This is a genomic window from Bacillus sp. FJAT-27251, assembly GCF_001273925.1.
In the GTDB taxonomy this organism is placed as follows: Bacteria; Bacillota; Bacilli; order Bacillales; family Cytobacillaceae; genus Mesobacillus_B.
Genome location: NZ_LIGG01000001.1, coordinates 4,551,304 through 4,565,024, shown reverse-complemented (window position 1 = coordinate 4,565,024; position 13,721 = coordinate 4,551,304). Strand labels below are relative to the sequence as shown.

16 protein-coding genes are annotated in these 13,721 nt (G+C 46.7%); all 16 read left to right on the top strand.

All coding sequences use genetic code 11. The features are described from left to right. Positions 1-3 precede the first annotated feature (3 nt). The 16 genes from ADU22_RS21595 to ADU22_RS21520 all read left to right on the top strand — a co-directional run bounded on the left by ADU22_RS21595 (position 4) and on the right by ADU22_RS21520 (position 13,616). A complete protein-coding gene (locus ADU22_RS21595; protein ID WP_053364015.1) occupies positions 4-558 on the top strand; it encodes an NUDIX hydrolase in 555 nt (184 codons plus the stop codon). Then, positions 555-1,715, top strand: a complete 1,161-nt coding sequence (locus tag ADU22_RS21590; protein ID WP_053364014.1) for an endonuclease Q family protein — start codon at positions 555-557, stop codon at positions 1,713-1,715. The genes ADU22_RS21595 and ADU22_RS21590 overlap by 4 nt, the downstream gene beginning before the upstream one ends. 107 nt (positions 1,716-1,822) lie before the next feature. Further along, the gene (gene spoIIM, locus ADU22_RS21585) at positions 1,823-2,464 is read left to right on the top strand and encodes a stage II sporulation protein M (RefSeq protein ID WP_053364013.1); all 642 of its coding nucleotides are present in this window, start codon (positions 1,823-1,825) and stop codon (positions 2,462-2,464) included. Positions 2,465-2,585: 121 nt separating this feature from the next. Then, on the top strand, positions 2,586-3,068 hold the full coding sequence (gene fur, locus ADU22_RS21580) for a ferric iron uptake transcriptional regulator (RefSeq protein WP_053364012.1): 483 nt from the start codon (positions 2,586-2,588) through the stop codon (positions 3,066-3,068). Positions 3,069-3,255: 187 nt separating this feature from the next. After that, a complete protein-coding gene (locus ADU22_RS21575) occupies positions 3,256-3,480 on the top strand; it encodes a YqzK family protein (protein WP_046526435.1) in 225 nt (74 codons plus the stop codon). A gap of 10 nt (positions 3,481-3,490) precedes the next feature. After that, positions 3,491-4,384 (top strand): site-specific tyrosine recombinase XerD, encoded by an 894-nt coding sequence (gene xerD / locus ADU22_RS21570; RefSeq protein WP_053364702.1) that lies wholly within the window; start codon positions 3,491-3,493, stop codon positions 4,382-4,384. 204 nt (positions 4,385-4,588) lie between these two features. Further along, on the top strand, positions 4,589-5,770 hold the full coding sequence (gene deoB, locus ADU22_RS21565) for a phosphopentomutase (protein WP_053364011.1): 1,182 nt from the start codon (positions 4,589-4,591) through the stop codon (positions 5,768-5,770). 10 nt (positions 5,771-5,780) lie between these two features. Then, positions 5,781-6,605, top strand: a complete 825-nt coding sequence (locus ADU22_RS21560; protein WP_053364010.1) for a purine-nucleoside phosphorylase — start codon at positions 5,781-5,783, stop codon at positions 6,603-6,605. A 38-nt stretch (positions 6,606-6,643) separates the two neighbouring features. Then, positions 6,644-7,948, top strand: a complete 1,305-nt coding sequence (locus tag ADU22_RS21555; RefSeq protein WP_053364009.1) for a pyrimidine-nucleoside phosphorylase — start codon at positions 6,644-6,646, stop codon at positions 7,946-7,948. 104 nt (positions 7,949-8,052) lie between these two features. Next, positions 8,053-9,225 carry a D-alanyl-D-alanine carboxypeptidase family protein gene (locus ADU22_RS21550; protein ID WP_053364008.1) on the top strand — a complete coding sequence of 391 codons (1,173 nt, stop codon included), beginning with the start codon at positions 8,053-8,055 and terminating at the stop codon, positions 9,223-9,225. 131 nt (positions 9,226-9,356) lie between these two features. Beyond that, on the top strand, positions 9,357-9,707 hold the full coding sequence (gene spoIIAA / locus ADU22_RS21545) for an anti-sigma F factor antagonist (protein WP_053364007.1): 351 nt from the start codon (positions 9,357-9,359) through the stop codon (positions 9,705-9,707). Positions 9,708-9,709: 2 nt separating this feature from the next. Beyond that, on the top strand, positions 9,710-10,150 hold the full coding sequence (gene spoIIAB / locus ADU22_RS21540; RefSeq protein ID WP_053364701.1) for an anti-sigma F factor: 441 nt from the start codon (positions 9,710-9,712) through the stop codon (positions 10,148-10,150). A 12-nt stretch (positions 10,151-10,162) separates the two neighbouring features. Then, the gene (sigF, locus tag ADU22_RS21535; protein ID WP_046525765.1) at positions 10,163-10,921 is read left to right on the top strand and encodes an RNA polymerase sporulation sigma factor SigF; all 759 of its coding nucleotides are present in this window, start codon (positions 10,163-10,165) and stop codon (positions 10,919-10,921) included. A 135-nt stretch (positions 10,922-11,056) separates the two neighbouring features. Beyond that, entirely contained in the window at positions 11,057-11,677 is a 621-nt protein-coding gene (locus ADU22_RS21530) for a stage V sporulation protein AA (protein WP_053364006.1), read from the top strand. After that, positions 11,667-12,086 (top strand): stage V sporulation protein AB, encoded by a 420-nt coding sequence (locus tag ADU22_RS21525; protein WP_053364005.1) that lies wholly within the window; start codon positions 11,667-11,669, stop codon positions 12,084-12,086. Before ADU22_RS21530 ends, ADU22_RS21525 begins: the two co-directional genes overlap by 11 nt. A gap of 51 nt (positions 12,087-12,137) precedes the next feature. Further along, a complete protein-coding gene (locus tag ADU22_RS21520; RefSeq protein WP_053364700.1) occupies positions 12,138-13,616 on the top strand; it encodes a spore germination protein in 1,479 nt (492 codons plus the stop codon). Positions 13,617-13,721 lie beyond the last annotated feature (105 nt).

Sequence of the window (13,721 nt, the reverse complement as noted above, 5' to 3'; positions counted from 1 at the left end):
AAAATGAACTCGCTCGAAGAAAAAACTTTACGTACGGAAAATATCTTTAGCGGCAAGGTCATCAGCCTTCAAGTAGAGGAAGTGGAACTCCCTAACGGAAAAACATCAAAGCGGGAAATCATCAAGCATCCTGGGGCTGTTGCCGTGATCGCCGTGAATGGTGAAGGTAAAATCGTGATGGTGGAACAGTACCGGAAAGCGCTGGAGAGAACCATTGTGGAAATCCCGGCGGGCAAGCTTGAAAAAGGAGAGCAGCCTGAGGTATGTGCCGTCCGGGAACTGGAAGAGGAAACAGGATATGTGTGCGGCAAAATCGAGTGGCTTATTTCCTTCTATACCTCTCCAGGTTTTGCAGATGAACTGGTCCATTTGTATGTAGCCACAGGACTGGAGAAAAAAGAAGATGCAGCTGAGACCGATGAAGATGAGTTCGTCAACGTAGTGGAAGTAACGGTTGAAGAAGCGCTGGACCTGGTGAGGGAACAGAAAATTTATGATGCAAAGACTGCTTACGCCGTACAGTATTTGCAGATGAAGAAGGCACTTGAGAATAAATGAACCCATACTATGCCGATCTGCATATTCACATCGGAAGGACAAATACGGGAAGAGCCGTAAAAATTACCGGTGCCAAAACGCTGACCTTATCGAATATCATTGCTCATGCCCGCGATAAAAAAGGCCTCGATATGATAGGGATCATTGACTGCCATTCCCCTGAAGTACTGGATGAAATGGAGGCGCTGCTTGAATCCGGGGAACTCGCTGAACACCCTGATGGCGGACTGATGTATGGGGGCTTAAGCATCATTCCTGGTTCCGAGCTGGAGATTAACAGTGAAGAAACTGCGGGGCCAATCCATGTTCTTTGCTTATTTCCAAATTTGGAGACAATGCGCACGTTTTCCCGCTGGCTGGCATTGCATTTGAAGAATATCCACTTAAGCTCCCAGCGTGTGTATACGAGCKGGAGAGAGCTGCAGCGGAAAACAAAAGAGCTTGGAGGCCTGTTTATCCCGGCCCATGTGTTTACCCCTTTTAAAAGCCTTTATGGAAAAGGGGTCAGCCGCTCTCTTACCGAGGTTTTTGACCCAGGGATGGTTGATGGAATCGAATTAGGTTTAAGTGCAGACACTGCCATGGCGGACCAGCTGGGAGAGCTTCATGCTTATACGTTTTTGACCAATTCAGACGCCCATTCCCTTGGGAAAATCGCAAGGGAGTATCAGAAAATCGAGATGGAGGAGCCCACTTTCAGGGAACTGGCCAAGGCCCTAAGGGGGGAGGATGGCAGGAGTGTGGCTGCCAATTACGGCCTCGACCCGCTGCTTGGAAAGTACCACCGCACCGTCTGCTCCCATTGCCTTACACCCATGGCAAGTGAACCGGGAACATGCCCGGAATGCGGCCATGCAAAAGCTATTAAAGGGGTGTCTGACCGGATTGCGGAACTAAAATCGGCGGGAATCGGCATTTCCCGGCCGCCTTATGTCCATCAAGTGCCTCTCGAGTTTATCCCTGGGCTGGGCCCAAAATTGCTCGAACGTCTGCTTGACCACTTCGGAACCGAGATGGATATATTGCATTCGGTGCCAGCGCCGGCATTGAAGGAAGCTGTCCCGGCGGACATCGCTAATAAAATCATTAAGGCACGCAGCGGCGAATTGGGAGTTCATGCGGGCGGAGGCGGCAGGTACGGGAAAATCATGAAATAAGGCTTGGGCTTAAGGTTTCTTTCTAGTAAAAACTCACGGGAAATTGCTAGTCATAGAAACAATCCTCCTGCATAGAATCTAATATCCAACTGTCGGGAGGAAAAGCCATGAAGAAACGAAAGTACCAGAACATTGCAGCCGACCATTTACGCGAATATTCCTCTATTTATTTGTTTGTTGTTGTGCTATTTTTGATGGGGGTCATCTTCGGGGCAGTAATTGTGAACAGCCTCAGCTTTACCCAAAAGGAAGATTTGTTCTACTATCTATCACAATTTTTTGGACAGGCTGCCTCAGGGGAAGCCGCAGGTGCAAAGGACTTGTTCGTCCAGAGTTTCCTTCATAACAGCAAGCTGATCGGTCTGATCTGGCTTCTTGGAATATCCATTATCGGCTTGCCGGTCATTCTTGTCCTATTATTTATCAAAGGGATGACCGTGGGCTTTACTGTGGGGTTTCTGGTCAATCAGATGCAATGGAATGGATTTCTGCTGTCATTTGTATCAATCCTGCCGCAAAACCTTGTAATCATTCCGGTTTATATTATCATGGCGGCCATGAGCCTGACCTTTTCTTTAACAATGATCCGCAATCAATTTATCAAACGGCTGAACCAGCCGGTAATGCCGATGTTTTTCCGGTATTGCTTCTCCTTTTTGGCCGCCGTTGCGGTAGTTGCCGCAGCTGCCGGGGTGGAGGCATTCATTTCCCCCGCCTTTCTAAAGGCAGTCATCCACTCAATGGGCTAAATGAAATGGTTGTTATTTGATAATGATTATCTTTTCTTTTTTGTAATTATTTTATTTTGAATCTCTTGCCTGTTCCTGCTATAATAAAGAGTGACAGTGGCGGGGGAGTGAAACAAACTAAATGGAAAGCCGAATCGAGAGAATTAAAAAGCAGCTGCATTCGTCCAGCTATAAACTAACGCCTCAGCGTGAAGCAACTGTTCGAGTTTTACTTGAAAATGAAGAAGACCATTTGAGTGCCGAAGATGTTTATCTTCTTGTAAAAGAGAAATCACCAGAAATAGGTCTTGCAACTGTATACCGGACACTTGAACTTTTAACTGAACTTAAGATCGTCGATAAAATCAACTTTGGAGATGGTGTATCGCGCTATGATCTCCGCCAGGAAGGTGCTGCCCATTTTCACCATCATCTTGTTTGCATCGAATGTGGAGCCGTTGATGAAATACAGGAAGACCTGCTTGAAGATGTTGAAGAAGTTGTCGAGAAAAACTGGAATTTTAAAATTAAGGACCACCGCCTGACCTTTCATGGCATTTGCTATCGCTGCCAGGATAAGGGCAAAGGCAGACAGGAAGACCCAACTCAAAAAGCTGAAGTTTAACGGACTCTTTCCCGCAAGCGGGAAGGAGTTTTTTAATGGGCAAAGCAGGTTCGCAGCTGGAAGTGGAACAGAGAGTGCGGAATGGTGCAGCCAAATAGGGGGGTTCTGGCTGTGAAATCGGAGTTCATGTATATAAATGGTCCAGGTTGGCATATCTTGTACTAATAAGATATTCGGAGGAATTTATATGAAAGCAGTATCATTGGTTCTGCACGCTTTTAAAGTATTTATATTGTTTACCGGATGCACAATCCTCTTTTACTATGGTATTATGTGGGTGAATCAAGAGTATCAGAATTACCATCGGTACGATGAACCGGAAGGCGCAGCGGTCAAGGTTTCTGGCAATGCTGACTCTGCCGACTCCGGCATCCTGGACCGGCTTATCCTGTTTTACCTGAATGGGGAGTAATAGAATGATAATGGAAGATTGCCTGAAGGACTTTGTCCACTTTTTGATTGTTGAAAAGGGTCTGTCCCGAAATACGATTTTGTCTTACGAACGCGATTTAAAAAGCTACCTGAAATATTTGAAGAATGTGGAAGGCTTAACGGATCTAGAGCCAGTCCAGCGCCTTCAGATTGTCCACTTCCTTGGACATCTAAAGGAACAGGGAAAGTCTTCAAAAACGATTGCAAGGCATGTCGCCTCGATTCGTGCGTTCCACCAATTCCTGCTGCGGGAAAAAACAGTAAGCCATGACCCGACTGTCCATATTGAAAGCCCCCAGCTTGAAAGGTCTCTTCCAAAAGTATTAAGCCTTCCCGAGGTGGAAGTGCTTCTGGAAGCCCCAAAGCTCGTCGATCATTATGGATACCGGGACAAGGCGATGCTTGAATTGCTCTATGCAACCGGCATCCGGGTCAGTGAGCTGATCGGACTCAATATGGGCGATGTCCACTTGACAATGGGGTTTGTCCGCTGCATTGGAAAAGGAAACAAAGAGCGAATCATCCCTGTTGGCAAAACGGCAGCAGCTACACTTGAGGAGTACCTGGAAAAAGGCAGGCCAAAATTCGCAGCCAAACAGCATAAAGATGAAGCCCTGTTCCTGAACCTCCATGGGAAACGGCTCACAAGGCAGGGATTTTGGAAAATATTAAAGCGGCTTACCCAGGAGGCGGGTATCACGAAGGAATTGACCCCGCACACACTCCGGCATTCCTTTGCCACACATCTGCTTGAGAACGGGGCGGACTTGAGGGCCGTCCAGGAAATGCTCGGCCATGCCGACATTTCCACAACGCAAATCTATACTCATGTGACCAAAACAAGACTAAAAGACGTCTATAGCCAATTTCATCCCCGTGCCTGATAGAATAATAGAACAGGACAAAAAATTGTCATAAAAGCTGCCGATTACCGGCAGTTTTTCTCTTGTTATTTTAGGGATAGAAAAGTAAAATATAGATGTCAGACTTCTGACGAATGATAGTGGTTACAAGATTAGAAATAGCGAAAAAGGGTAAAATACTGGAGAGTTTTTAGTGGAAACGCATTCAGTACAGGAGGAGATGTCATGTCGTATACATATAAGCGGGTGTTCCTGGTTGTAATGGACTCGGTTGGAATCGGGGAAGCGCCGGATGCAGCCAAGTTTGGCGATACAGGCTCAGATACACTCGGACATATAGCAGAAGAAATGGGCGGCCTGAAGATGCCGAATATGGGCAGACTGGGCCTGAGCAACATCCGCGAAATTAAAGGTGTGGAAAAAGCGGAAAAACCGCTGGCATTTTATACAAAGATGAAGGAAGCATCCAATGGGAAGGATACAATGACTGGTCACTGGGAAATTATGGGCCTTAACATTCAAACTCCCTTTCAGGTTTTTCCCGATGGATTTCCTCCTGAATTAATTTCCGAACTGGAATCCAGGACGGGCAGGAAGGTTATTGGCAACAAGCCGGCGAGCGGTACGGAGATACTGGATGAGCTGGGCGCGCAGCATATGGAAACAGGTGATTTGATTGTTTACACTTCCGCTGATTCCGTTCTTCAGATTGCTGCACATGAAGAGATTATTCCAATCGACGAGCTTTACCGTATATGCAAGATTGCCCGCGAACTCACACTTGATGAAAAGTACATGGTAGGCAGGGTCATTGCCCGTCCATTCCTTGGCGAACCAGGCGGTTTCAAGCGCACGGCCAACCGCCATGATTACGCACTGAAGCCTTTTGGCCGGACTGTCATGAATGAATTGAAGGATTCAGGCTACGATGTTCTGGCGATTGGGAAGATTTCCGATATTTATGACGGGGAAGGAGTCACTCAATCGCTGCGGACCGTTTCCAATATGGATGGAATGGATAAGCTGCTCCAGACCCTGGACATGGACTTTACCGGTTTGAGCTTTGTAAATTTAGTGGATTTTGATGCATTGTTCGGACATCGCCGTGACCCGATTGGGTATGGGAAGGCTTTGGAGGAATATGACAGCCGCTTGGCAGAGGTGCTGGATAAGCTGGCCGATAACGATCTCCTGATCATTACAGCAGATCATGGAAACGATCCGGTCCATCCTGGAACCGATCATACCCGCGAATATGTTCCTTTGCTGGTTTATTCCAAAGGCATGGCCGAAGGAAGGGAACTGCCAGTCAGGGAGACATTTGCTGATGTTGGTGCGACTGTTGCCGATAATTTTAAAGTCGGCATGCCAGAACATGGGAAAAGCTTTTTAAACGAATTGAAGTAGAGGTGGAATAATGGATAAAAACAAAATCAAAAACGCAGCATCATTTTTAAAAGAGAAGTTTGGCGGGCAGCCTCAAATTGGTTTGATTTTAGGTTCCGGCTTGGGTGTGCTTGCAGATGAAATTGAGGAACCTGTTAAAATTCCGTACAGCGAGATTCCGGACTTTCCAGTTTCGACTGTCGAAGGCCACGCCGGGCAGCTTGTTTTCGGAAAGTTAAGCGGTGTGACCGTTGCTGCCATGCAGGGACGTTTCCACTTTTATGAGGGTTACAGCATGGAAAAGGTAACTTTTCCTGTCCGGGTAATGAAAGAGCTTGGAATTGAAACATTAATCGTTACCAATGCAGCTGGCGGAGTGAATGAGAATTTTGCGCCGGGCGACCTGATGCTTATTTCCGACCATATCAATAATATGGGAACCAATCCGCTGATTGGACCGAATGATTCCGAACTGGGGCCGCGTTTCCCGGATTTAAGCGAAGCGTATTCCAGGGAACTGAGAAGCCAGGCCAGGGATATTGCCAAGTCCATCGGCATTGAAGTCAGGGAAGGCGTCTATGTCGGGAATCCTGGCCCGGTATACGAAACTCCCGCAGAAATCAAAATGCTTCGTACACTGGGAGGGGACGCAGTCGGAATGTCAACTGTCCCAGAGGTCATTGTAGCAAGGCATTCAGGAATGAAGGTGCTGGGCATTTCGTGCATTTCGAATATGGCAGCCGGAATCCTGGATCAGCCACTTTCCCATGATGAAGTTATTGAAACGACTGAAAAGGTTAAGTCAACTTTCCTTCGGTATGTAAAAGAGCTTGTCCAAGAAATAGGAAATGCCTAAATTCTTCTAAAAAAAAACCAAGTGAGCGGTGATAAAAAATGAGAATGGTTGATTTGATTGAAAAAAAACGTGATGGCCTCGAGCTGTCCACAGAAGAAATTAACTTCATTATCAAAGGGTACACAGATGGATCCATCCCGGATTATCAAGTAAGCGCATGGACAATGGCCATCTTCTTTAAGGGAATGACCGAAAGGGAACGTGCGGATTTAACGATGGCAATGGTGGAATCCGGTGACCAAATCGACCTTTCCAAGATTGAGGGAATCAAAGTTGACAAACATTCAACAGGTGGAGTTGGCGATACAACGACCCTTGTCCTCGGCCCGCTGGTTGCGGCCGTAGGTGTTCCTGTTGCCAAGATGTCCGGAAGAGGCCTTGGCCATACAGGCGGAACGGTAGACAAGCTTGAAGCTGTGAAGGGATTCCACGTAGAAATTGGGAATGAAGAGTTTATCAGCCTCGTAAACAAAAATAAGGTGGCCGTTATAGGACAAAGCGGCAATTTGACACCTGCCGATAAAAAACTGTATGCGCTCCGGGATGTAACGGCAACGGTTGACAGCATTCCGCTGATTGCCAGCTCGATCATGAGCAAGAAGATTGCCGCTGGTGCGGATGCAATTGTTCTCGATGTTAAAACCGGCGCCGGCGCGTTTATGAAAACGCTCGATGACTCCCGCGAGCTGGCAAAGGCCATGGTCAGGATTGGAAACAATGTTGGCCGAAAGACGATGGCTGTCATTTCGGATATGAGCCAGCCGCTTGGATTTGCCATCGGAAATGCCCTTGAAGTGCAGGAGGCGATTGACACCCTAAGAGGCGAAGGTCCTGAAGACCTGACAGAGCTGTGCCTGACACTTGGAAGCCATATGGTATTCCTGGCTGGCAAGGCAGGCAGCCAAAATGAAGCAAGGGAATTGCTTGAGAAAGCAATCAAGGATGGCTCTGCGCTTGAGACATTCAGGGTGTTCCTCAGCTCCCAGGGCGGAGATGCGTCTGTGATTGACGATCCGCAAAAATTGCCAAAAGCGGCGCATATTATTGAACTGGAAGCTCGGGAAGATGGATATGTATCCGAGATTGTCGCTGACGAAATCGGAACAGCAGCCATGCTGCTTGGTGCAGGAAGGGCAACAAAAGAATCGGAAATCGACCTTGCTGTCGGACTTGTCCTGCAGAAAAAGATTGGCGACAAAGTCACCAAGGGAGAATCCCTGCTGAGCATCCACAGCAACTTTGAGGATGTGAGTGAAGTCAAGGAACTTCTGTACAGCAACATCAAGATTTCAAAAGAAAAAATAAAGGCTCCTGTATTGATCCATGAGGAAATAACTCAATAAACAGATGACCGGCTAAAAAAGCCGGTCTTTTTTTATCCAATCAACTGTATAAAACTGGGTTTAGTGGAAAAAATAGACCTTATAAAGATAGGAGGTTTATGGCCATGAAACATAAACGTTTATTCAGTCTGATCATTGTTTCGATATTTTTTGTTTCAATGTTTGCGAACATTGCCTCAGCCAATGAGGATAGTGTACAGCTTGCTGATGATGCCAGTTCAGCCATTTTGATTGAGCGGGATACAGGCAAAATCCTTTATGAAAAGAACAGCAATGAACAGCTGCCGCCTGCCAGCATGACAAAAATCATGACAATGGTCTTGATAATGGAGGCTTTGGACAAGGGCACGCTGAAAATGGATGAAAAAATCCGTACAAGCGAATATGCGGCCTCAATGGGAGGATCACAAATTTTCCTTGAGCCAGGCGAAGAAATGACGGTACAAGAAATGCTCAAAGGGATTGCAATTGGTTCGGCTAACGATGCGTCCGTGGCCATGGCGGAGCGCCTGGCAGGGTCGGAGGAAGAGTTCGTAAAACGGATGAATGCAAAAGTAAAAGAGCTGGGAATAGAAAACACCCAATTTAAGAATGTGACCGGCCTGCCGACAAAAGACCACTACAGTACGGCTCATGATATGGCGATTATGGCCAAGGAGCTGCTGAAATATGAAAGCATTACAAAATTCACCGGACAGTATGAAGATTATCTTCGCGAGGATACAGATAAAAAATTCTGGCTCGTCAACACAAACCGCCTGGTCAGATTCTATCCTGGAGTTGACGGGCTTAAGACCGGCTTTACCAATGAAGCGAAATATTGTTTGACGGCAACGGCGCAAAAGGATGGAATGCGTGTTGTGGCAGTAGTATTCGGTGCGCCGACATCCAAGTCCAGAAATGCACAGGTTTCGAAGATGCTTGATTATGCATTCAGTCAGTACCAGTCCCATCCAATGTTTAAAAAAGGCCACACCCTCGGTCAGGCACCAGTAAGCAAAGGGAGCGGGAAGAAAGTAAATGTTGTGACATCCGAAAGAATCTCCGTCCTGACAAAAAAGGGGGAAAATGTCGATAATATTCAGCAGGAAATTACGCTGAAGAAAAATTTGAAAGCCCCCATTCAAAAAGGGGACCCAATCGGAACATTAAAGCTGATGCAGGATGGCAAACTGCTTGCCGAATCGAAGCTGGTCGCAAATGAAACCGTTGAAAAGGCGAATTGGTGGCAGCTGTATAAACGTGCGTTCGGAATGTTTTCAAGGGCTGGAAATTAAAAACACTTTGTCGAAAGAGCATAGGTGGCTTCTACTTTTAGCGAAAGTCCACTAGTTTTGTCCCAAGGAAGGAATCAGCATGGCGGAGGGCGAATTTGACTCCTTATACCAGATAAGGAGGCAATGGACAAGTGAGTCTTAACATTGGGATGGAAATCAGGAATGACGTCTTATGCATTCGTCTAAGCGGAGAGCTGGATCACCATGCGGCGGATTCATTGCGCGAACAGGCAACAGAGATGCTGGAAAATTCAGGCGTCCGCCATATTGTCCTTAACCTTGAAAACCTGACTTTTATGGACAGCTCGGGACTAGGTGTGATTTTGGGAAGATACAAGCATGTAAAACAGCTTCATGGAGAAATGATTGTTTGTGCCATTTCACCGCCAATCAGACGGCTATTTGATATGTCAGGCTTATTTAAAATTATCCGCCTTGAGCCGACAGAGGAATATGCTTTGGAAAGATTGGGGGTTGCATGATGATGAAAAACGAAATGAATCTTGAATTCAGTGCCCTGAGCCAGAATGAGTCATTTGCCAGGGTGACGGTGGCTGCTTTTATTGCCCAGCTCGACCCTACCATGGATGAACTGACAGAGATTAAAACAGTTGTTTCTGAAGCAGTGACGAATTCCATTATTCACGGCTACGAAAATGCTTCCGAAGGAAAAGTCTTCATTTCGGTCAGGCTGGAGGATGGAGTTGTAGAGCTTGTAATAAGGGATGAAGGAATCGGGATAAGGGATATTGAAGAAGCCCGGCAGCCTTTATATACATCCAAGCCTGAGCTGGAACGGTCAGGGATGGGCTTTACCATCATGGAAAATTTCATGGATGAAGTAGAAGTGAGATCTGAAGCGGGCTTTGGAACTGAAATCCGCCTAAAGAAGCATTTATCAAAAAGCAAAGCACTGTGTAATTAAGGAGTCCTGCTTATGGATGTTGAAGTGAAAAACGATAGCAGTCAAGCCTATTTGAAGGACCACGAAGTCAAGGAACTGATTAAGAGGAGCCATGAAGGAGACCAGGAAGCAAGGGACCTGATTGTTCAGAAGAATATGCGGCTTGTCTGGTCGGTCGTCCAGCGTTTCCTGAATCGCGGCTATGAGCCAGATGACCTGTTTCAGATAGGCAGTATCGGTCTTCTAAAATCTGTGGATAAATTTGACCTTTCTTATGATGTCAAATTTTCGACGTATGCCGTCCCAATGATCATTGGTGAAATCCAGCGTTTCATCAGGGATGACGGCACGGTGAAAGTGAGCCGTTCCCTAAAGGAAATGGCAAACAAAATCAGAAAAGCAAAGGATGAGCTATCCAAGAATTATGGGAGGGTTCCGACCGTAAATGAATTGGCGGAATATCTTCAGCTGACTCCAGAAGAAATCATCCTGGCACAGGAAGCAAGCAGGACGCCATCTTCCATCCATGAAACCGTCTATGAAAACGATGGCGACCCAATCACCCTTCTCGACCAGATTGATAATGGGGAAGAGGGCAAATGGTTTGATAAAATCGCCCTTAAGGAGGCGATCAGGGAGCTCGATGACCGGGAAAGGCTGATTGTCTATCTCCGGTATTATAAGGACCAGACCCAGTCGGAAGTAGCCGTCAGGCTGGGCATCTCCCAGGTGCAGGTTTCACGGCTTGAAAAGAAAATACTGCAGCAAATGAAAACCCGTATGGATTCTTGATCCATACGGGTTTTCATTTACAAAGAACATCCCTGCCATGATTAGGAAACGTTGTGGAAGTTATTGGATTTCATACAAATACTCAACCAACCAATACTACTTATACAAGGAAAACTTTGTGTTGGAAGTGATGGGATGGAAAATACCATTTATATCCGCTTGCGTCACCGGGTTCAGGTGAAGCCTGAAGAGAGCCTGTTGTTAAAGGATATCGCCCAGATTATTTCTAACGACGAAATCCATCAGAGGCTGAACATGCTTCATGTCCATAAAGTGACGCCGCAGGACAAAAATATCGTCATTATTGATGTGATGAAGGTTATTTCGGTCATAACTTCTGCTTTTCCCAATCATGAGGTGCAGGCAGTAGGGCCAGCACAGACAATCATTGAAGTCATGCTCAAGAAAAAAGCCATCACGCTTCCATTGTTCCTTTTAATCTGGATGCTGCTGTTCACAGGTGCAGCACTTACAATCATGAACTTTCATGAAGATGTCAGCATGCAGGAGGTCCACCAGCGGATCTATACCATCCTGACAGGCGAGGAGGCAAGCAAGCCACTGCTTTTTCAAATTCCATATTCATTTGGGCTTGGCCTGGGAATGATCCTCTTTTTCAATCATGTATTCCGGAAAAGGCTGAACGAAGAGCCGAGCCCGCTGGAGGTCGAAATGTTTCAATATCAACAGTCGCTCGACCAGTATGTGGTTATGAACGAAAACAAGGAGAGTATGAAGCATCTTGATGACGATTAATATCCTGCTTGTCCTGATGGTGGGTTTTGCTGGAGGTTTGGCAGTCGGAGCCGGGTTTGTGGCCTTTCTTGTGGTCCTTGGAATTATCCCAAGACTGACCCAGCTCTCCAAAACCATGCATCTCATCCAGTGGTATGAATGGTCGGTTGTCTTAGGGGCAGTCGCCGGCACATTTGGAAGCCTGCAGGACCCCGTTTTATACCTGCCGGGAGCAGCGGCGATACCCATTGGTCTGGCAAGCGGAGTTTTTGTAGGCATGCTTGCAGCTGCACTGACAGAGGTACTGAATGTATTTCCGATCCTCGCCAAACGAGTCCGGATTGAAGACCGGATTGTCATCCTTATCATGGCGTTTGTCCTTGGGAAAGTGGCGGGATCTTTATTCCAGTGGATGTATTTTGTCGGTTAGCAGTGGAAGCCGCGCAGCATGGTGAATCATCCTTGGAAAGGAGTGGATTTTATGGACAATAACAAGAATAGGCAGCACATTCCCAAATCGCTTGCTGATGCCGAAGAGTATATGAAAGCCCGTATCGGCCTTGGCGACAGCTTCGACCTTGGGGTAAGGAAGCTGAAAATCCTTAAAAAGGACGTACACTTATATTATGTGAATGGGCTGTGCGACACGCAGTTCATTATCGATATCATGAGAGAATTAGTTGAAATCAATGACCGGGAACGACTTTCGTCCCAGCTGCAATCCATCATTGAAAACCGCATCACCCACCAGTCGGTCGAACAGATAAAAACGTTGGACGAAGTTGTCGATCAGGTGCTCTCAGGGCTGATTGTCGTTATGGTTGAAGGCGAAGCTATCGGATTGGTTGTGGATGTACGCAGCTATCCCGGGAGACAGCCCCAGGAACCGGATACGGAAAAGGTTGTCCGCGGGTCCCGGGATGGGTTTGTGGAGAATATTATTGTCAATACCGCACTGACCCGGCGGCGGATAAGGGACGAGAGGCTAAGATTCGAAATCATGAAGGTAGGAGAACGCTCGAAAACGGATGTTGCCATTGGTTATATAAAAGATGTGGCAAATCCTGCCTTGATCGAGGTTATAAAAAAAGAATTGAAAGCCATTGAAATTGATGGGATTTCAATGGCTGATAAAACAATTGAAGAGTTCATCGTCAAGCAAGGGTATAACCCTTATCCGCTGGTCCGTTACACGGAAAGGGCCGATGTCGCAGCAACCCACCTGCTTGAGGGGCATGTTCTTATTTATGTGGATACATCCCCAAGTGTCATTATCACGCCAACCACCTACTTCCATCACTTGCAGCATGCCGAAGAATACAGGCAGTCCCCGGCTGTTGGGACAATGGTAAGATGGATTCGCTTCCTGGGAGTTGCTGCTTCCCTTATGATTCTCCCGCTTTGGTATATTTTCGTTAAGGAACCCGGAATGGTACCGGATTTCATTTCCTTCATAGGACCGAAAGAGGACTCCAATATCCCGATATTGCTGCAGCTTTTTATTGCTGATATTGGGGTGGAATTCCTCAGGCTGGCCGCGATTCATACACCTACTCCGCTTTCAACTGCAATGGGCTTGATTGCTGCGGTGCTGATAGGGGAAATTGCCATAAATGTTGGCTTGTTTGTTCCTGAGGTCATTCTGTATGTGGCCGTGGCCACAATCGGCACCTACGCTACCCCAAGTTACGAGTTAAGTGTTGCCAACAAGATAGGAAGAATTCTTTTGCTGGCAGCTGCAGCCATTTTTGGGGTGCCGGGCTTTATTGTCGGAGTAACAGCCTGGATATTGCTCCTTGCGAGCATCAAGTGCCTGAATACCCCTTATTTATGGCCTTTTATCCCGTTTGCGCCGGCAGCTTTTATGCAAATCCTCATCAGGAGGGCCGTTCCTGGATCCAAAATCCGGCCAAGCATTGTCCACGCAAGAAACCGCCAGAAACAGCCGGCTAAAAGGTAAAAAAGCCTGGAATTGCGTGTTTATTAAAATTATGATAAAGTAATTTTAATTTTTAATTTAATGAGCTAAAGACGAATGAATGGACAGTCTTTTCTTCAGGATGCT